Annotated in this window: 18 protein-coding genes; 12 read left to right on the top strand and 6 right to left on the bottom strand. The window is 71.8% G+C overall.

Features of this window, described 5'->3' with window-relative positions; all coding sequences use genetic code 11:
* The first annotated feature begins 1 nt into the window (after position 1).
* Together galK and FYX01_RS04995 are read left to right on the top strand one after the other, a co-directional pair.
* Positions 2–1,144 (top strand): galactokinase, encoded by a 1,143-nt coding sequence (gene galK, locus FYX01_RS05000; RefSeq protein WP_150238031.1) that lies wholly within the window; start codon positions 2–4, stop codon positions 1,142–1,144.
* A gap of 276 nt (positions 1,145–1,420) precedes the next feature.
* Complete coding sequence (locus tag FYX01_RS04995) at positions 1,421–2,335, top strand: Gfo/Idh/MocA family protein (protein ID WP_150238664.1); 915 nt, start codon at positions 1,421–1,423, stop codon at positions 2,333–2,335.
* A 33-nt stretch (positions 2,336–2,368) separates the two neighbouring features.
* Here FYX01_RS04995 and FYX01_RS04990 read toward each other — a convergent pair whose 3' ends face one another.
* Positions 2,369–2,644 carry a GlsB/YeaQ/YmgE family stress response membrane protein gene (locus FYX01_RS04990; protein WP_150238030.1) on the bottom strand — a complete coding sequence of 92 codons (276 nt, stop codon included), beginning with the start codon at positions 2,642–2,644 and terminating at the stop codon, positions 2,369–2,371.
* A 231-nt stretch (positions 2,645–2,875) separates the two neighbouring features.
* Between FYX01_RS04990 and FYX01_RS04985 the strand changes: the two genes are divergently transcribed.
* Positions 2,876–3,274, top strand: a complete 399-nt coding sequence (locus FYX01_RS04985) for a helix-turn-helix domain-containing protein (RefSeq protein WP_150238028.1) — start codon at positions 2,876–2,878, stop codon at positions 3,272–3,274.
* Positions 3,275–3,488: 214 nt separating this feature from the next.
* On the opposite strand, the gene FYX01_RS04980 is transcribed toward FYX01_RS04985, so the two are convergent.
* The 3 genes from FYX01_RS04980 to FYX01_RS04970 form a co-directional block, all read right to left on the bottom strand.
* Entirely contained in the window at positions 3,489–4,109 is a 621-nt protein-coding gene (locus FYX01_RS04980) for an ATP-dependent Clp protease proteolytic subunit (RefSeq protein WP_150238026.1), read from the bottom strand.
* On the bottom strand, positions 4,106–4,771 hold the full coding sequence (locus FYX01_RS04975; RefSeq protein ID WP_190394183.1) for a ClpP family protease: 666 nt from the start codon (positions 4,769–4,771) through the stop codon (positions 4,106–4,108). The genes FYX01_RS04980 and FYX01_RS04975 overlap by 4 nt, the downstream gene beginning before the upstream one ends.
* Positions 4,772–4,913: 142 nt before the next feature.
* Positions 4,914–5,390 (bottom strand): MarR family winged helix-turn-helix transcriptional regulator, encoded by a 477-nt coding sequence (locus FYX01_RS04970; RefSeq protein ID WP_150238023.1) that lies wholly within the window; start codon positions 5,388–5,390, stop codon positions 4,914–4,916.
* A 248-nt stretch (positions 5,391–5,638) separates the two neighbouring features.
* Here FYX01_RS04970 and FYX01_RS04965 point away from each other — a divergent pair, with 248 nt between their 5' ends.
* The 6 genes from FYX01_RS04965 to mnhG are packed head-to-tail and all read left to right on the top strand — an operon-like array spanning position 5,639 to position 12,449.
* A complete protein-coding gene (locus tag FYX01_RS04965) occupies positions 5,639–8,590 on the top strand; it encodes a Na+/H+ antiporter subunit A (protein WP_150238660.1) in 2,952 nt (983 codons plus the stop codon).
* The gene (locus FYX01_RS04960; RefSeq protein ID WP_150238021.1) at positions 8,587–9,417 is read left to right on the top strand and encodes a Na(+)/H(+) antiporter subunit C; all 831 of its coding nucleotides are present in this window, start codon (positions 8,587–8,589) and stop codon (positions 9,415–9,417) included. Before FYX01_RS04965 ends, FYX01_RS04960 begins: the two co-directional genes overlap by 4 nt.
* A 2-nt stretch (positions 9,418–9,419) precedes the next feature.
* A complete protein-coding gene (locus FYX01_RS04955; protein ID WP_190394182.1) occupies positions 9,420–11,078 on the top strand; it encodes a Na+/H+ antiporter subunit D in 1,659 nt (552 codons plus the stop codon).
* A complete protein-coding gene (locus FYX01_RS04950; protein WP_150238017.1) occupies positions 11,075–11,710 on the top strand; it encodes a Na+/H+ antiporter subunit E in 636 nt (211 codons plus the stop codon). Before FYX01_RS04955 ends, FYX01_RS04950 begins: the two co-directional genes overlap by 4 nt.
* Complete coding sequence (locus tag FYX01_RS04945; RefSeq protein ID WP_150238015.1) at positions 11,707–12,057, top strand: monovalent cation/H+ antiporter complex subunit F; 351 nt, start codon at positions 11,707–11,709, stop codon at positions 12,055–12,057. Before FYX01_RS04950 ends, FYX01_RS04945 begins: the two co-directional genes overlap by 4 nt.
* Positions 12,054–12,449: a monovalent cation/H(+) antiporter subunit G gene (gene mnhG, locus FYX01_RS04940; protein ID WP_223830313.1), complete on the top strand. Its 396-nt coding sequence runs from the start codon at positions 12,054–12,056 to the stop codon at positions 12,447–12,449. The genes FYX01_RS04945 and mnhG overlap by 4 nt, the downstream gene beginning before the upstream one ends.
* 335 nt (positions 12,450–12,784) lie before the next feature.
* Here mnhG and FYX01_RS04930 read toward each other — a convergent pair whose 3' ends face one another.
* Positions 12,785–14,347 (bottom strand): PucR family transcriptional regulator, encoded by a 1,563-nt coding sequence (locus tag FYX01_RS04930; RefSeq protein WP_150238013.1) that lies wholly within the window; start codon positions 14,345–14,347, stop codon positions 12,785–12,787.
* 193 nt (positions 14,348–14,540) lie between these two features.
* Here FYX01_RS04930 and FYX01_RS04925 point away from each other — a divergent pair, with 193 nt between their 5' ends.
* Positions 14,541–15,029 carry a GreA/GreB family elongation factor gene (locus FYX01_RS04925; RefSeq protein WP_150238011.1) on the top strand — a complete coding sequence of 163 codons (489 nt, stop codon included), beginning with the start codon at positions 14,541–14,543 and terminating at the stop codon, positions 15,027–15,029.
* 246 nt (positions 15,030–15,275) lie between these two features.
* Positions 15,276–16,457, top strand: coding sequence for a beta-1,3-glucanase family protein (locus FYX01_RS04920; protein WP_150238009.1), 1,182 nt, complete (start codon positions 15,276–15,278; stop codon positions 16,455–16,457).
* Between the two features lie 55 nt (positions 16,458–16,512).
* Here the strand turns inward: FYX01_RS04920 and FYX01_RS04915 are convergent, their stop codons facing one another.
* Positions 16,513–17,607 carry an enoyl-CoA hydratase/isomerase family protein gene (locus tag FYX01_RS04915; RefSeq protein ID WP_190394212.1) on the bottom strand — a complete coding sequence of 365 codons (1,095 nt, stop codon included), beginning with the start codon at positions 17,605–17,607 and terminating at the stop codon, positions 16,513–16,515.
* 228 nt (positions 17,608–17,835) lie between these two features.
* On the opposite strand from FYX01_RS04915, the gene FYX01_RS04910 reads away from it, so the two are divergent.
* Complete coding sequence (locus tag FYX01_RS04910) at positions 17,836–18,228, top strand: nuclear transport factor 2 family protein (RefSeq protein ID WP_150238005.1); 393 nt, start codon at positions 17,836–17,838, stop codon at positions 18,226–18,228.
* Positions 18,229–18,243: the final 15 nt, after the last annotated feature.

Raw genomic sequence — 18,243 nt, 5'->3', positions numbered from 1 at the left:
TATGCATGACGTGACGACCGCGTTCCGCTCGGCGTTCGGGTACGGGCCCGAGGGCGTGTGGACCGCGCCGGGGCGGATCAACCTCATCGGCGAGCACACCGACTACAACGACGGGTTCGTGCTCCCGTTCGCCCTGCCCCACGCGCTGACGGCCGCCGCGGCCCGGCGCCCGGACGGGGCCGTGCGGTTCCGGTCCCGCCAGGCCCGCGAGGAGTTCGGTGCCCGGCTGCCCGACCTGTCCCCCGGCGCGGTGAAGGGGTGGGCCGCCTACCCCGCCGGCGCGCTGTGGGCCCTGCGGGGCGAGGGACACACGGTGGACGGGCTGGACCTGCTGGTGGACAGCACGATCCCGACCGGTGCGGGCCTGTCCTCGTCCGCCGCGCTGACGTGCGCGACCGTCATGGCCGTCGCCTCCCTGCACGGCGCGGACCTCGGGCCGGCCGAGGTGGCCCGGTTGGCGCAGCGCGTGGAGAACGACTTCGTGGGCATGCCGTGCGGAATCCTGGACCAGTCCGCGTCGATGCTGTCCACCGAGGGCCACGCCCTGTTCATGGACACGCGGACCATGGGGACCGAGCAGGTGCCCTTCGACCCTTCGGCGGCGGGGCTCACCGTCCTGGTGGTCGACACCCGCGCCCCGCACCGGCTGGTGGAGGGCCACTACGCCGACCGCCGCCGGTCCTGCGAGGCCGCCGCGCGCGTTCTGGGGATGGCGGCCCTGCGCGACGTCGACGACCTGCCGGGGTCCCTGACCGCGCTGCCCGACGACGTGTCCCGCCGCCGGGTGCGTCACGTGGTGACCGAGAACGCGCGGGTACTGGAGACCGTGGACCTGCTCCGGTCCGGGGACCTGCGGGCGGTGGGGCCGCTGCTCACCGCCTCCCACACCTCCCTGCGCGACGACTACGAGGTCAGCGTTCCGGAGGTGGACACCGCCGTGGACGCCCTTCTGGCCGCCGGTGCGCTGGGCGCCCGGATCACCGGCGGCGGTTTCGGCGGGTGCGTGGTCGCCCTGGCGGACGCCGGCCGCGTGGAGACCTGCGAGAAGGCGGTGCGGAAGGCCTACCGGGAGCGGGGCTTCGCCGAGCCGGTCGTGTTCGGGGCCCTCCCGTCGGCGGGAGCGCGCCGCCTGCTTCCCCGGTGAACTGACCGGAACGTTACGGGTGCGAACCAGGGGTCCCCTCTGCGCTGATCCTGCTCCCAGCGTCACTGTGGAACGCCGGCAGTGCCGCTGGGAGCGAGATCATCGGGGTTGAGCGCGCTCCGGCGCACCCTTGCGGTCACCGCGGGGCGCACGGGAAACCGGTCGGTACGGCGTCGCCGGATCCGGGAGCCCCGCCCCTCGACGTGAGAGCCCCGCCCCCCGCCGTGGGAGCGCTTCCATGGACAATGGGCGGTGATCGAGACTAGGGAGTACGGCATGGGCCTCAGGTTCGGACTGCTGGGCACGGGCTACTGGGCGGCGGAGACGCACGCAGCGGCGCTGGACGGGCACCCCGGCGCCACCCTCGCGGGGGTGTGGGGGCGCGACCCGGCCAAGGCCTCGGCGCTCGCCGAGCGGTACGGGATCCGTGCCCACGACGAGGTCGACTCGCTGCTGGCCGACGTCGACGCCGTGGCCATCGCCCTGCCGCCCGACGTCCAGGCGGAGCTGGCGCTGCGCGCCGCCCGGGCCGGGAAGCACCTGCTGCTGGACAAGCCGGTGGCGCTGTCGGTCGCCGCGGCCGACGAACTGGCCGCCGAGGTGAGGGGGCGCGGACTGGCGTCGGTGGTCTTCTTCACCAGCCGCTTCTCCGACAACGTGACGGAGTTCGTGGAGTCGGCCGCCGACGAGGGCGGTTGGCACGGGGTGCGGGCGACGCTGTTCGCGTCGATCTTCCAACCCGGCAACCCCTTCGGGACCTCTCCCTGGCGCAGGGAGAAGGGCGGCCTGTGGGACGTGGGCCCGCACGTGCTTTCACTGGTGCTGCCGGTGCTCGGCCCGGTCACACAGGTGACGGCGCTCGCGGGACCGCGGGAGACCGTGCACATGCTCACCCGGCACGAGGACGGCGCGGTCGGCTCCTTCTCGGTGACGCTGAACGCCGCCCCCGAGGCGCAGACCTTCGAGGTCGTGCTGCACGGCGAGCGCGGCTGGGTGACGGTGCCCGGCGGCGACCGGAGCCCGGTGGAGGCCTTCGGCGGCGCGGTCGACCGGCTGCTGGCACAGGTGGAGGGCACGGTCGGCGACCCCTGCGACGTGCGCTTCGGACGTGACGTGGTGGCCGTGCTGGAGGCCGCCGAGACCTCGCTGCGCCTGGAGCGGGCCGTGGACGTGGACGGGGCCGCCGGGTAGGCACCCGACGGCCCGTGAAGGGGCGGGACCGCCTCAGGCGGTTCTGCCCCTGCTGCCCTTGGCGCCCTTGGAGTAGAGGCCGTCCGCGAGGTAGACGATCGCGGCCGCCACCAGCACCTGGACGATGACCGTGATGATCAGGCTGCCGGTGAACATGGCGGCGAGCCAACCACCGACGAAGGCCGCCACGATGCCCAGAAGCAGGGTCAGCCAAATCGGCAGGTGCTGTTTGCCCGGGACGACGAGGCGTCCCAAGGCGCCGATGATCAGTCCGACGATGATCGCGCTGATGATTCCGGTGATCTCCATGGGTTCCTCCGGATGTAGACGCTTTCTCCCCCTGCCCGCTCCACTGATGGGAAAACACCGGCGACACGCGCTTGGGGGCAAGCCTTTGCCACTTCTGGAGACGCTCGTGGGCGGGGCTTCGGACACGGCCTGGTTCTGCCCGCCGCAGAAGGCCCGTGGACGTCTCCCCGCCGCGCGGCCCGCGGCGTACGCTCGGAGAAGACCGTCGCGCACGCAACCGTGGAGGCCCTGATGTCCGACGTCCCACGCTCCCTGGACGAGGCCCGCGTGGGCGGGCGCGCCGAGGAGCCGGGAGACCCCCTCATGCGTGACCTCATCGGTGACCTGCTGCGGCGTACCCGGACCGGGCAGGGCCGAACTCTGCGCGAGGTGGCGGAGGACGCCCGGGTGTCCCTGCCCTACCTGTCCGAGATCGAGCGCGGACGCAAGGAGGCCTCCTCCGAGGTGCTCGCCGCCGTCTACCGCTCCCTCGGGCTGAGCCTCTCCGACGTGCTGGGCGAACTGTACGAGCGAACCGTGGCGGTCCGGCTCCGGCGGACCGGTACCTCCCCCGGCGACCACCGTCCGGAGGGCGCCTCCCCCGCGGCCGCGCCCGCCCACCGGGTACAGGTGCTGTCGCTGGCCGCCTAGTACTGCTCGGGCTCCACCACGGCCCCCGTGCGCGAGCCCAGCCGCACCCGCACACCCGCCGAGGTGGCCCCCGCCCGGGAGGGGTCGGGGAAACCCGCGGGGCAGCCCGACGAGTGCCCGGCCGGGGTTCGCCGGACACTCTGCCCCGACCCCTGTGGGGGGTGCCGGAACGATCCCGTCCCGGCACCCGCCACAATGCGTCCGGACGGCTCCGCTACGCGGCGCTCCCGACCGCCGGTGCGACCTCCCGGGTCGTGATGACCCCGTCCACCAGGCCGTACTCCCTGGCCTGCTCCGCGGTGAGGATCTTGTCCCGGTCGGTGTCGGCGCGCAGGCGCTCCTGCGTCTGCCCGGTGTGCCGGGCCAGGATCTCCTCCACCTGGGAGCGGACCCGCAGGATCTCCCCGGCCTGGATCTCCAGGTCGGCGGCGACCCCCTGCCCCTCTCCGGACGGCTGGTGCAGCAGCACCCGCGCGTGCTCCAGCGCCATCCGCTTGCCGGACGTGCCCGCCGCGAGCAGTACCGCCGCCGCGGAGGCCGCCTGGCCCATGCACACCGTGGCCACGTCGGCGCGCACGAACCGCATGGTGTCGTAGACGGCGGTCAGGGCGGTGTTCGAGCCGCCCGGCGAGTTGATGTAGAGCTGGATGTCGGTATCGCTCGACTCGTGGTCGAGGTGGAGCATCTGCGCCATCACCACGTTGGCGACGTCGTCGTCGATCGGTGTGCCCAGGAAGATGATCCGTTCCGAGAGCAGTCTGCTGAACACGTCGAAGGACCGCTCGCCGCGGGGCGTGCGCTCCACCACCACCGGCACCGTGTAGCGCCCGCTCATCGCCGCCCTCCCCTCACCTGGGTGGCGAACCCCGGGGAGTCGGCGCCCAGCCGCAGACCGCTGCCGTCCATCTGCGCCGCGGACTCGACCACGTGGTCGACGAACCCGTACGCCCTGGCCTCCTCGGCGGTGAACCACGCGTCGCGGTGCTGGTCCCGGGAGATGGTCTCCTCGGTCTGGCCGGTGTGCTTGGCGATCAGCCGCACCATGGTCTGCTTGGTGTACGCCAGGTTCTCCGCCTGGATGGCGATGTCCGCGGCGGTCCCGCCCAGCCCTCCCGAGGGCTGGTGCATCATGATCCGCGCGTGCGGCAGGCTGTACCTCCTGCCCGGGGCGCCGACGCAGGCCAGGAACTGGCCCATGCTGGCGGCGAAGCCCATGACCAGCGTGGACACGTCGTTGGGCACGAAGTTCATGGTGTCGTAGACGGCCAGGCCCGCCGAGACCGACCCGCCCGGGCTGTTGACGGCCAGCGTGATGTCCCTGTGCGGGTCCTCGTCGGCGAGCAGCAGGAGCTGCGAGCACACCCGGTTGGCGCTGGCCTCGTCGACCTGCGTGCCCAGCAGCACGATGCGGCTGCGCAGCAGGCGCGCGGCCAGCTGGTCGTCGAAGGCGCCGCCCGAGCTCTCGTCCGGGGCGGCGAGCCGTTCGTGGATCAACATGGCACTCTCCCTCACCGGCCCCCTGTGCGGGGTGGTCGCCCGCCCGGCCGGTGATCCCAGCCTGCGGCGGCGGACCGGGCGGCCGCCACCGTTTCGGCCCGGGGCAGATCCGCCCATGGCAGACCCCGCGGCCACGCCGCCCTCAGGTCTCGTCCAGGGCCTCGCGGAGATCGTGTAGAAGGGTGAGCACCAAGGGGCGCAGTGACGGCCTTATCGCGTCGAAGATCTGCCGCTGCTTGCGCTCCATATCCCTCCGGCGGATCGCGAGTATCCGCTCGCCCTCCTCGGTGATCGCCACCACGGTGCTGCGTTCGTCACGTTCGGAACGACGGCGCGCCATCATGCCCTTGCGCTCAAGCTGTTGGATCATGCGTGTGGCGGAAGGAGAAGAAACACCGACAATCTGGGCGACCGCACCGACACTGGGGGTGTCCATCCCACGCACCACCTCCATCAGGAGCGCCTGGGTGAGAGTGAGCTCATCGGCGCCCCTGTGGCCGTGCCCGCTACGGGACCGGGCGTGGATCGCCGCGTTGATGAGTTCGGTCCAGGCGCGCTGGAACTCTTCGAGCTCGGCATCGTGCTGCTCTGCACGGGGCTCGTGGGTCTCGTCGGGCACGAAACGGTCCTCGCAGGCTGGGTGGGCGCCGCGGGTCCACGACCGCGCGGTGGTTTGACGTTTGTATAGCCTAGCTATTAAATAGCCTTTGCACGCAAATCCACATAGATCCTTGCCCCCTCGAAACCGTAGCGACACCCCGTCCACTGATCCGGTTGTGGGCGAGACGGACCGCTGCTGGGGGCAGTGGACGTCCGCCCGGAACCAGGGCGGGCCCGGGCCGGTCCGGGAGGGGCGCATTGACAACAGTGCTGATCGCACATTTCGTCGCGGCTGCGATCGCGCCCTTACTGGTGCGCCAGTGGGGTCGCAACGCCTTCCTCGCGCTCGCCGTCGTCCCCGGCGTGTCCACCGCCTGGGCCCTTCTCCAGATACCCGCCGTCCTGCGTGGGGAGACACTCTCCGCCTCCATGCCCTGGGCCCCCGAGTTCTCACTCCGCCTCGGTCTGTACATGGACGGCCTGAGCCTGGTCATGACGCTCATCGCCGCGGGCGTGGGCGCTCTGATCCTGGTCTACTGCGCCCGCTACTTCAACGACTCCGAACCCGGCCTCGGACGCTTCGCCGGGGTCTTCGTCGCCTTCGCCGGGGCCATGCTCGGCCTCGTGCTGGCCGACGACCTCATCCAGCTCTTCGTGTACTGGGAGCTGACCACGGTCTTCTCCTACCTGCTCATCGGGCACAAGACCGAACTCAAGGAGAGCCGGCGGTCGGCCATGACGGCCCTGACCGTCACCACCTTCGGCGGTCTGACGATGCTCGTCGGCATGGTCATGCTCGGCGAGGCCGCCGGGACCTACGTCATCTCCGAGATCGTCGCCGCGCCGCCCGGCGGCGCCGCGGTCAACGTCGCGCTCGTCCTGGTGATGATCGGCGCGATGTCCAAGTCGGCCCTGCTGCCGTTCAGCCTGTGGCTCCCCGCCGCCATGCGCGCACCCACGCCGGTCTCCGGCTACCTGCACGCCGCGGCGATGGTCAAGGCGGGCGTCTACCTGGTGGCCCGGCTCACCCCCGCCTTCCACGACGCCGTCGTCTGGCAGTACACGGCGCTGTTCTTCGGCGCGGTCACCATGGTCCTGGCGGGCTGGAAGGCACTGCGCCAGTTCGACCTCAAGCTCCTCCTGGCCTACGGCACCATCAGCCAGCTCGGCTTCCTCATCACGCTGCTGGGCGCGGGGACCCGGGCCGGCGCCCTGGCCGGAATCTCCATGCTCATCGCGCACTCGCTGTTCAAGGCGCCGCTGTTCCTCGTGGCCGGCGTCATCGACCACAGCACCGGCACGCGCGACCTGCGCGAACTCTCCGGCCTGCGCACGTCCATGCCGGGGTCCTTCTGGACCACGGTCGTGGTCCTGGCCTCGATGGCGGGCCTGCCGCCCACCCTCGGGTTCGCCGCCAAGGAACTGGCCTTCGGCGCCTTCGCCCACGGCGACGTCGTCGACACCGCGGCCCTGACCGGCATCACGGTGGGCAGCGTCCTCACCGTCGCCTACAGCCTGCGCTTCCTGTGGGGCGCCTTCTCCGCCAAGGAGGACGTCGCACCCACACCGACCCACTCCCCCGGCCCGCTCTTCCAGGCGCCCGCCGTGGTCATGGCCGCGCTCGGTCTCCTGGGCGGCCTGCTCTCCAGCCTGGCCGACCCCCTCCTCGCCGTGTACGCGGACACCGTCCCCGCCACCCCCGGCGAGGAGGAGAAGCACCTGGCCCTGTGGCACGGCTTCGAACTCCCCCTGCTGCTGTCGGCGGTGTGCGTCGTCGGCGGCCTGGTCATGTTCGTCTTCCGCCACCAGATCGTGTGGGCGGGCACCCGGACGGCGCTGCCCGACCCCAACCGGGTCTACCGCCGCATGCTCGCCTGGCTGGAGAACCTGGCCCTGCAGGTCACCGGCAGCACCCAGCGCGGTTCGCTGCCCATCTACCTCGGCACGATCCTGGTCGCCCTGGTCATCGCCACCGGGTGGTGGATGGCCAGCGGTCGGATCTGGGACGGCGACTACCCGAGCCCGCGCCTGTGGGACTCCCCCGTACAGATCATCCCCGCCCTGATCATCATCGTCACCGCCCTGTTCACGCTGTTCGTGCGGCGACGCCTGTTCGCGGTGGTCCTCGTCGGCACCGGCGGCTACGGCGTCGCCACCCTCTTCTACGTGATGGGCGCCCCCGACATCGCGCTCACCCAGTTCCTCGTGGAGACCGTCAGCCTGGTGGTCTTCGTACTGGTGCTGCGCCGCTTTCCGCCCCGTTTCTCGGCGCCCGCCCTGCGCGTCCGCCGGATGTGGAACCTGGCCCTGGGACTGGCCACCGGCGTCGTGGTCTCCTCGATGACCTGGTACGCCCTGGCGGGCCGCCAGGAACCGTCCATCGCGGAGGGCTACCCGGCCGCGGCGAAGGAGGCGGGCGGCGACAACATCGTCTCGGTCCTGCTGGTCGACATCCGCGCCTGGGACACCATGGGCGAGATCTCGGTGCTCGCCGCCGCGGCCGCCGGCGTGGCCAGCCTGATGTTCGTGCGCCGCCGCGCCCAGCCCCGCAAGGCCCCGGGCGGAGTGATGGCCCTGTCGGTCACGCAGCCTCCGAGGCCCGACGAGGACCAGGACAGGGCCGACCTCGGCGGGATCCGGATCGCGCCGCGGAACATGCACATCGAGCCCCGGTGGCAGCACACCTGGCTGCCGGGCGCCGACGCCCTGCCCACCGAGCGCCGGTCGATCATCTTCGAGGTCGTCTCGCGCTTCCTCTTCCCGGTGGTCATGGTGATCTCGGTGTACCTGCTGCTGACCGGCCACGGCTCGGTCGGCGGCGGCTTCGCGGGCGGTATCGTCGCGGGCCTGGCGTTCACCGTCCGCTACCTCGCCGGGGGCCGGTTCGAGCTGTACGCCAGCGCGTGGGTACAGCCGGGCGCGCTGATCGGCACCGGTCTGGCCGTGGCCACCGGCACCGCGCTGGGCGGCGCGATCTTCGGCACCAACGTCCTGGCGGGCGGCCACGCCTACATCGACCTCTGGATCCTGGGCGAGGCCCACGTCACGGTCTCCATGCTCTTCGACACCGGTGTGTACCTGCTGGTCATCGGACTGATCCTGGACATCCTGCGCAGCCTCGGCGCACGTATCGACGAGCAGATCGAGCGGGACACCGCGCACGAGGAGGCGGGCACCCGGGGCAGGGCTCCCGAACCCGCCGAGGAGGTCATCTCGTGAACGAGTCACCCAGTCTGGTCATCGTCATCGTCGTCGGCGTCCTCGCCGCGGTGGGCGTCGTGCTCCTGCTGGAGCGCAGCCTCACCCGTGTGCTCCTCGGCTTCATCATGCTGAGCAACGGCGTCAACCTGATGATCCTGTCCATGGCGGGTGAGCCCGGCAGGCCGCCGGTCCTGTGGCTCACGGACCCCGAGGACATGACCGACCCGCTGCCGCAGGCGATGATCCTGACCGCACTCGTCATCACCCTCGGCATCACCGCGTTCCTCCTCGCCATGGCCTATCGGAGCTGGCAGCTGGAGGGCAACGACGAGGTACAGGACGACGTCGAGGACCTGCGCATCGTCCAGGGCGAGGGCCGCCGCGCCGTGCGCCAGCGCTTCCTCAAGGAGCGGCGCAGGCTCCAGGCCGACATCCGCCGCCAGCGCGCCGAACTCCAGGCGACCATCGCCGTCGCCGACGCCCAGGAGCTGGCCGAGCAGGCACGTATCAAGGCCGAGATCGCCAGGGCACAGGCCGAACTGGCCCGCTACGAGCTGGAGGCCGAGGACAACGACCCCGACGAGCGGTCCCAGGAGACCATGCGCCGCCTGAGCGACCGCGCGGAGAGCATGACCGCCCAGGTCCAGGAACTGCGCGGCCGGATCCGGCAGGGGCGGAAGCGGCTGCGCGAGCACCGGCGGGCCGACCGCGCCGCCGAGCGCGAGCTGTGGCGTGAGCTGCGCCGCCGCGTTCGCTCGCAGCGGCGCCAGGCGCGCCAGACCATGCGGGCCGAGCGCGAGCGCCTGGCCCGCGCCGAGGACAGCGACCTGCAAGGGAGCGAGTGACCATGGGTGTGGACCACCTCTCCGGGATCCTGCACTACCTCATCCCCCTGCCCGTGGTGCTCCCGCTGTTCACGGCCGGTGTGAAACTGGCCCTCGGCATCCGTTGGTCCCGTCTGCAGCAGTGGCTGAGCGTCATCTCGCTGGCCCTGGTCCTGGCCATCGGCCTGGTGCTGATGCTGGGCGTGCACGAGTTCGGTCCGCTGGCCGTGCAGGTGGGCGGCTGGGAGGCGCCGATCGGCATCACCCTGGTCGTCGACCGGCTGTCCGCGCTGCTGGTGACGGTGTCGGCGGCGATCACACTGGCCGTGCTGGTGTACTCCATCGGCCAGGGCATGGTGGGCAAGGCCGAGGTGGCGCCCCTGTCGGTGTACCAGCCGACCTACCTGATCCTGGTGGCGGGCGTGTCCAACGCCTTCATGGCCGGCGACCTCTTCAACCTGTACGTCGGGTTCGAGATCCTGCTGACCGCCAGCTACGTACTGCTGACCCTGGGCGGCACGCAGTCCCGTATGCGCGCGGGCGCCACCTACGTCGTGGTGTCGCTGGTGTCGTCGGTGCTGTTCCTGATCGCCATCGCGCTGGTCTTCGGCGCCACCGGCACGGTGAACATGGCCCACCTCGGCGAGCGGCTGCCGGAGCTGTCCACCGACCTCAGGGCGATCCTGCAGATCATGCTGCTGTTCGCCTTCGGCATCAAGGCGGCGGTGTTCCCGCTGGCCGCCTGGCTGCCCGACTCCTACCCGACGGCGCCCGCACCGGTCACCGCGGTGTTCGCGGGTCTGCTCACCAAGGTGGGCGTGTACGCGATCATCCGCACGCAGACCCTGCTGTTCCCCGGCGAGCAGCTCAACGGCCTGCTGATGTGCGTGGCGCTGGCGACCATGATCATGGGCATCCTGGGCGCCGTCGCGCAGACCGACATCAAGCGGCTGCTGTCGTTCACACTGATCAGCCACATCGGGTACATGGTCTTCGGCGTGGCCCTGGGCAGCGAGCAGGGCATGGCGGGCGCGGTGTTCTACATCGCGCACCACATCACGGTGCAGACCACGCTGTTCCTGGTCACGGGTCTGATCGAGCGCCGGGGCGGGAGCACGTCCCTGGACCAGCTGGGCGGCCTGGCGCGGATCGCGCCGGTACTGGCGGTCCTGTTCTTCATCCCGGCGATGAGCCTGGGCGGCATCCCGCCGCTGTCGGGGTTCCTCGGCAAGGTCGGCCTTCTGCAGGCCGGTGTGGCGGCGGGAACCCCGCTCGCCTACACCCTGGTGGGCACGTCGGTGCTCACGAGCCTGCTGACCCTGTACGTCATCGCCCGGGTGTGGAACTACGCGTTCTGGCGAAGGCCGTCCGAGGGCATGGTGGCCGAGCCCGGTACCGTGCTGGAGGACGTCGAGACCGACGACCCCTCCACCGCGGCGCTCGGCCCCGGTGATGCGGTCGGACCGTCCTCCCGGCTGAGGGACACCGCGACCGCGGCCACGTCGGTGGTCACGTCGGTGGTCCTGCCGAAGAGCATGGTCGGCGCCACGGTCGCGCTGGTGGCGTTCAACGTCGCCCTGACGGTGTTCGCGGGGCCGCTGATCGAGTACTCCCACGACGCGGCCGTCGAACTCCAGGCACGCACCCTCTACATCGAGGCCGTTCTCGGAGGCGACCGGTGACCAGACTGCGGAAGAAGAAGAGGACCGGCCTGACCGCGCTACGCAGGCGCCTGGGCAAGGTGCAGGTCCCGGTCGCGCTCGGCATGACCCTGGTGTGGATGCTGCTCTTCAAGGGCTTCCAGCTGCGTTGGGAGTCACTGGGCCTGCTGGTCCTGGGCTTCCTGGTGTCGGTGCTGATCATGGTGCTGTTCCCGATGCCGCCGATCACGCCGGGGCCCCGCTTCCATCCGGTGAACCTGGTCCGGCTGCTCCTGTACGTGTTCGTCGAGATAGTCGTGGCCAGCTTCCAGGTGACGGTGCTGGTCTTCACCCCCGGGCAGGTGCGCAACTCGGTGGTGGCGGTGCGGATGCGCACCGACTCGGACCTGACGATGGTGTGCACCGCGATCGCCGCCTCGATCATCCCCGGCACCCTGATCGTCGAGGTCAACCGGCCCGACCGCGTCCTGTACGTGCACATGCTGGGCGTGGAGGACGACGAGGCCATCGAGCGGGGCCGCCGGGACGTCTGGAAGCTGGAGAGACGGTTCGTGATGGCCCTGGGTACCCACGAGGACATCGCCGCGCTGCGGGCCGGCGGACCCGAGAAGCGCGAGGCACGGAAGAGGCACGAGGGGAAGGAGGGGCCGTGAACGCTCTGTGGATCGCCATCGGCGTCATGCTCGGGGTGGCGGCGCTACTGGGCATGGTCCGGATGCTGATGGGGCCGAGCATCCTGGACCGGGCACTGTCCGTGGACGTGCTGATCGCCTCGGCGCTGACCGGCGCGGGGGCCTACGCCGCCTTCCACCGTGACCCCACGGTGCTGCCGACCCTGCTGGTGCTGTCCCTGCTGGGCTTCGTCGGGTCGGTCAGCATCGCCAAGTTCGTCGCCCGGCGCACACAGCAGGAGCACATCCCCACGACGACCGAGGCGCATCCGACCACCGCGACACCCACCGACGCCGTCCCCGGGTCGGAGAAGGGGGAGAACCCATGAGCGAGACGCTCGGCACCGTCCTGGACTGGGTGGCGATCCTGTGCATCCTGGCCGGGTCCGTGCTCTCCCTCGTGGCCGGGATCGGGCTGGTCCGCTTTCCCGACCTGCTCTCACGCATGCACACCGCCGCCAAGCCGCAGGTGCTGGGACTCCTGCTGGTGCTGGTGGGAATCGGTCTCCGGCTGGTCCCGGTGGAGACCAACGTGTTCAACGTCGGGACGCTGGTGCTGGTGGCGCTCTTCCAGACGGTGACCATCCCCGTGGCGGGCCACATCACCGCACGGGTGGGCTACCGGACCGGGCGTATCGACGAGAGCCTGATGGCGCACGACGAGCTCGCCGAGCGCCTGAGGACCGAGGGCGACGTCCCCGGGAGCGGCATGGCCCGGTAGGCGTGGTGGCCGTTCACCCGCACGCGGCCCGCCTGGACGTCGAGGCCCGCGCAGTAGGCGGTGTCGCCGTCGCGCGACCACACGCCCGCCCCAGCCCGTACAGGGTGCCGTCGGCGGTCCTGACATAGTCGTCGAAGCGGGTCACCGACACCACACCGGGCCGGAGATCTCCTCCTGGAGGACCCGCGTGCTGTTCCGGCCCTCGCAGACGGTCGGGGCGGCGTACCGCACCCGTGTCCGTCCCCGTTGGACCTGTCCGCCGTGGTGACGCCCGGCCTCTGGAACCGAGCTCCGCACCGGGTGCTCCGGCCGCACCGGGACACGGACCGCCGGGGTCACGTCCCGGCGGCGCCCTCCCCGGGGCCGTCCACGAGAGCGGTCAACGCGACCGTCATCGCCACGCGGGCCTCCGGTTCGTGCAGCCGCAGGTCCGCGACCGCGCCCATCCGGCGCAACCGGTACCGCACCGTGTTCGGGTGCAGGCCCAGGGACTCCGCGGCCCGCCCCAGGTCGCCGTGCGCGTACAACCAGGTGCGGAGCGTACGCGCGTGGTCCGTGCCATGCTCGGCGTCATGCCGCACCAGGTCCGCCGCCGGGTTCCGGACGGGCAGACGGCCGCTCTCGGCCACCAGCCGCAGACGGCGCAGCAGCACGAGGTGCCAGGCGTCGTCGTAGACGAGCGCGTCGGCTCCCTCCGGCGCCCGCCCGCGCAGGGCCAGGCACTCGTCCGCCTCCTGTCTGCTCGCGGGCAGGTCCGAGATGCCGGCGACACCGCCCACACCGACGACGAAGCCCGGGGACCCGGGCAGGGCGCGCAGCGTGGAGCGCGCCCACCCCACCGCGGGAGCGGGATCGCCCCCGCAGGGCAGCACCGTGTACACGGTGGTCCCCAGCAGTGTGCTGCGCCCCGGGCGCGACCACCCGAAACCGGTGGTGACCTGTTCGAACAGGTGCAGGATCGCGGCCTCGGGCTCGCCTCGGTCGCGGGTCTGGAAGGCGATCACCCGCAGCCCCTCGGCGAGCAGGCCGATCCGTCCGGCCGTCTGCGCCGGGTCGGCCGACCCCTCCAGGAGATCGATCACCGACTCCGACTCGACCTGCCTCTCCAGGTCACTGCTCACCCGGGCCCTCAGCATGTGCAGGCCGACCGTGTACGCGCCCTCGCGGAGCGCCCGCGACCGCTCCGCGTCCAGCGGGGCCCCGCACACCACCCACAGCGATCCCAGGAGCTCGCGGCCCACCCGGATGGGCACGGCGGTGCGCCCGCCCAGGCCGAGCGCGGGCACTCCCGGGACGAAGCGGGGTTCGGTGGACGCCGCCAACCGGGTGAACACCCCGTCCACGCCGAGCCGCTCCCGGACCGCCTCCGGTACCCGCCGGTCCACAAGGGTGTCGCGCCGTACCGGGTCGGTGTCCCCCTGGGAGGCGGAGTAGGCGACCACCCGGGACGCGCGGTCCTCGATGGTGACGGGCCCGTCGACCTCGGAGGCGAGGGTGTCGGCGAGTGCGAACAGGTCGCTGGGGCCGCGTCCGGCCTCGGTCTCGCGTCCTTCCAGCACCAGTCCGTAGACGACGCCGGATATCTGGCTCCACGACACCGCGGGGTCCACGGTGAGAAGGGCGGGGCCGCTCTCCCGGAGGCGCCCGCGCACCTCGTCGTCGGGCTCGTCGGCGGACCGGACGATGACGACGGTCGCGCGGGCCCGCTCGGCGAGGCGCACGGCCTCGGCCGCCGAGTCCACGCCGACCGCGAGGAACGCGTCACCCGGGAACAGCACGTCGTCGGTGGGATCGTGCACGGCCACGCTGCGCAGCTCCCGGCGGCGCAGCGGTTCCGGGCCGACCAGCCGGGCGCCGTACCCGCCCAGGACGTTGACGAGGCGGTCGAGGTGGATCACGGCTTCCCCCTTCCCCCGGCAGGGGTGTTGTGCTCTTCCCACAAAGAACGATCACCTGTTTGTGACCTGAGGATAACGCTCGGCACCGCGATCGTGGACACACTCGTCATGAGCGGCAGCACCCCCGGCCCTCGCTGTGTTTATCCGTCCACGGTCCGGTCCGTGGGCGGCCTGTGAAGACAAGGAAAGTCCCATGGCGAAGACCACCGAACGATGGATGACACGGGAGGCCCACGAGCGGCTCCGGGAGGAGCTCCGGGCACTGCGCGCGCTACCCGACGGCGATCCGGGGACCGGGTCGGACGGGGGCGCGGGGGACACACTCCCCGCGCCCCGCTACATTCACGACCCGGCCGTGCGGCAGGCCCGCGTGCAGACCATCGAGAGGCTGCTCAGCGAGGCCGTGGTGGAGGAGGCCGCCCCCGACGACGGGATCGCCTCCCCCGGCAAGGTGCTCACCATCCGCTACGACGGCGAGGAGGGGACCGAGGAGTTCCTGCTCGGCGTCCGGGACGCGTCCGTGGCGGACAGGGTGACCGTGTACTCCCCCGACTCACCGCTGGGCGCTTCGCTGGTGGGAGCCCGCCGGGGTGAGCGGCGCACGTTCACCGCGCCGCGGGGCGCGGTCATCGGGGTCACCCTCCTGAACGCTCGGCCGTACCGGGCGGCGGCCGTCGGCTGACCCGGCCGCGTGCGGCCCCGGCTCGACCGGGGTCGCACCGCCCGCGCCGGAGGGAACCCGGAAGCCTCCGCGGGGAAGGTCCTCCTCTCCACCCGCGCACCCATGGTGTGATCCAGGACACAAGCCCCCATTGTCACCACGGGAAACATCCACCCCCGGAAACACATGCGGTTACACCGGTTGACGCGAGCGTTACTAAATGATCACTTAGCTTCCAGTCTCTACCCGCTACTCAAGGAGACGGAAATGATCAACCGCAGACTCTTCCTCGGAGGAGTGTCCCTGGCCGCCGGGGCTCCCCTGCTCGGCGCCTGCTCCCCCTCGGGCAGCCAGACATCGCTCCAGTCGAACACCGGCGGCGGCGCCAACCCGGGAGCACTCCCGGTCGGCGTCACCAACGCGACGGGGCGCTACTCCGACGGCGAGGTCCTCGTCTACGTCGTCGGCACCGACCTGACCACCGACCAGCACTGCTGGGTGGACTCCTCCGGGACACCGCACCCGGTCAGCGTGGACGACAACACCGACGGCGGATACACCGACTACTCGATCCCGCTCGACGCCCTGTCCGCCGACATGAGCCTGCCCTACATGTCCGGACGGATCTACATCGCGCTCGGCGGCAAGCTCGGCATCCGCATCGTCGCCGACGGCAACGGCAACCCCGCCCTCCAGCTCCCCGCGGGCTGGGTGGAGAGCGACCACGGGTTCGGCGTGCTGCACGACTCGGTCGAGTTCACCCACAACGAGGACGGGATGTTCTGCAACACCAGCATGGTGGACCAGTTCAGCGTCCCGATCGGTATCCGGCTGACCGGAGACGCCGACCAGACCACCGGCACCTTCGCGCCCGGCGGGCGCGACGCCGTGTTCGAGACCCTCGCCGCGGACCCCGTCTTCTCGTCGCTCGTCGTCGACGACCTGCGGGTGATCGCACCCGGACACGGGATCGACGCCGGGCTGTTCCCCGCCGACTACTACGACCCCTACATCAACGAGGTCTGGGCCCACTACGCCGCCAACGACCTGCGTGTCACCACCAACGAGGGGACCTTCACCGGGCGGGTGCGGGGCGACCAGTTCGTCTTCGACGGCGGCGTGGCCCCCATCTCCCGGCCCTCGACCAGGGACGTCTTCTTCTGCGACGGCAACCTGGCCGCCCCCAACGACGGGCTCACCGGCCCGGTCGCGGCCATCCTGGGCGCCGCCCTCAACCGGTCCACCCTGCTGACCTCCTCCGAACAGCCCACCAGCGACCCCGGCACCTTCTACCTGGCGGAGGTCACCAACCGCTACGCCGGGGTCTTCCACGAGCACACCGTGGACGGCAAGGCGTACGGGTTCGCCTTCGACGACGTGGCGGGCTTCGCGTCCTACATCCAGGACCACGGCCCCGCGGAACTCGACATCACCCTGACGGCGTTCTAGGCGTCCGGCCCGGGGGCGCCTCCGTGCCGTCGGGCACGGAAGCGCCCCCGGGCCCTCACAGGTCGGCCAGCCCCAGCGGGCCGTCCGGGGCCGGAGCGAAGTGGCGGGCCACGTCGCCGTCGGTGACCGACTCCAGGGTGTCGGGCACCCACTTGGGGGAGCGGTCCTTGTCGACCACCTGTGCCCGGATGCCCTCCACCAGGTCGGGTGAGGCCAGGACTGCGCAGGAGACCCGGTACTCCTGTTCCAGGACGGCCTCCAGTCCGGGCAGGCCGCGGGCGCGGCGCAGCGCGGCCAGGGACACCTTCACCGAGGTCGGCGACTTGCGCGCGACGGTCTCGGCGGCCAGAGCGGCCTCAGGATCACCGTGGTCGCGCAACCGGGACACGACCTCCTCGGCCGTGCCGGCGGAGTAACAGGCGTCGATCCAGTGCCGCCGGGCTTCGAGGTCCGGTGCGGGCGCGGGTTCGGCGAACCGGGCCACCGTCCCGGCGATCCCGTCGGCGGCGGTGCCGGCGAGCGCGGCGGTGAGGTCGGCCAACCGCTCCGAGGGCACGAAGTGGTCGGCCAGGCCCAGGTACACGGCGTCGCCCGCGCCGACCGGCTCCGCGGTGAGCGCCAGATGGGTACCGGTCTCCCCCGGCGCACGGGACAGCAGGAAGGTGCCGCCGACGTCGGGTACGAACCCGATGGCGGCCTCGGGCATGCCGACCAGGGAGCGCTCGGTGACGATCCGGACCGACCCGTGCGCGGACACGCCCACGCCACCGCCCATGACCACGCCGTCCATGAGGGCGACGTAGGGCTTGGCGTAGCGGGCGATGTGCGCGTTGAGGAGGTACTCGTCGCGCCAGAACGCGGCCGCCAGCCGGCTCCCGTCCCGGGCGCTGGACCGGATCGCGCGGATGTCGCCGCCCGCGCACAGCCCCCGCTCCCCCGCGCCGTCGAGGAGGACCGCGGAGACCGTGTCGTCGTCCTCCCAGGCGGTGAGCGCCTCCCGGAGGCGGCGCACCATGGCGTGGTCGAGGGCGTTGATGGTACGCGGCCGGTTCAGGGTGAGGCGGCCCAGGCGCCCCTCGACGCGGACCAGGACCTTGTCCCCGTCCTCTGACACGGCCTGCCCGTGGGCGGTGGTCGGGCTCGTGGCCACGCTGGTTCCCTCCAGGTCGAAGACTCCCGTGGTCGGCACGGGCGCGGGTCGCCGACGATCCTCCCAGTGCCGTTCCCGGCGGTGTCGCCCACCCCCGGAGAAGACGACGGTACCCGCGGCGGCGGGGGCGGGCGCCACTCTCCGCGCGGCCCGGCGCGACGGGGTAGGAACTCCTGTGGGGACCGTGCGGTCCCCGGCCACGGGAACGACGACGAGGGGAGCCGGAACATGGCCGAGGAAAGGGACACCACACGCTGGGCTCCGGTCCGGGACTGGCACACCGCGGTGAACGGACGCGACCTGACGGCCGCCAGGGCCGTCGCCGACCCCGATGTCAGGATCGGCGGCCCCCAGGGTTCCACCCGGGGCGTGGAGGTCTTCCTGGACTGGATCCGCGAATCCGGTGTCCGCCTCGTGCCGGTCGCCTGGCACGAGGTCGACGACGAGCGCGTCGTGGTCGAACAGGACGCCACGTGGCCCGGCCGCGCCGGCTCCGGTTCGGACGCGGCCCCGCGGCGCACCGCGACCCTCTTCGAGGTGCGCCACGGCCTCGTCACAGCCGTGCTCCGCTACGACGAGGGCGTGGACACGGCCCTCGCAGCAGCGCGGCAGGTCTCCTGAACGGCACGGCGGCGC

Source organism: Nocardiopsis quinghaiensis (assembly GCF_008638365.1).
GTDB classification, from domain to species: Bacteria; Actinomycetota; Actinomycetes; order Streptosporangiales; family Streptosporangiaceae; genus Nocardiopsis; species Nocardiopsis quinghaiensis.
Note: the sequence above shows the minus strand (reverse complement) of the source record. Positions and strands in the feature narration are given on the sequence as shown.

Coding starts and splice junctions, on each gene's coding strand:
- galK (WP_150238031.1), top strand. CDS start 2: ATGCATGACGTGACGACCGCGTTCCGCTCGGCGTTCGGGTACGGGCCC.
- FYX01_RS04995 (WP_150238664.1), top strand. CDS start 1,421: ATGGGCCTCAGGTTCGGACTGCTGGGCACGGGCTACTGGGCGGCGGAG.
- FYX01_RS04990 (WP_150238030.1), bottom strand. CDS start 2,644: ATGGAGATCACCGGAATCATCAGCGCGATCATCGTCGGACTGATCATC.
- FYX01_RS04985 (WP_150238028.1), top strand. CDS start 2,876: ATGTCCGACGTCCCACGCTCCCTGGACGAGGCCCGCGTGGGCGGGCGC.
- FYX01_RS04980 (WP_150238026.1), bottom strand. CDS start 4,109: ATGAGCGGGCGCTACACGGTGCCGGTGGTGGTGGAGCGCACGCCCCGC.
- FYX01_RS04975 (WP_190394183.1), bottom strand. CDS start 4,771: ATGTTGATCCACGAACGGCTCGCCGCCCCGGACGAGAGCTCGGGCGGC.
- FYX01_RS04955 (WP_190394182.1), top strand. CDS start 9,420: ATGGGTGTGGACCACCTCTCCGGGATCCTGCACTACCTCATCCCCCTG.
- mnhG (WP_223830313.1), top strand. CDS start 12,054: ATGAGCGAGACGCTCGGCACCGTCCTGGACTGGGTGGCGATCCTGTGC.
- FYX01_RS04925 (WP_150238011.1), top strand. CDS start 14,541: ATGGCGAAGACCACCGAACGATGGATGACACGGGAGGCCCACGAGCGG.
- FYX01_RS04920 (WP_150238009.1), top strand. CDS start 15,276: ATGATCAACCGCAGACTCTTCCTCGGAGGAGTGTCCCTGGCCGCCGGG.
- FYX01_RS04910 (WP_150238005.1), top strand. CDS start 17,836: ATGGCCGAGGAAAGGGACACCACACGCTGGGCTCCGGTCCGGGACTGG.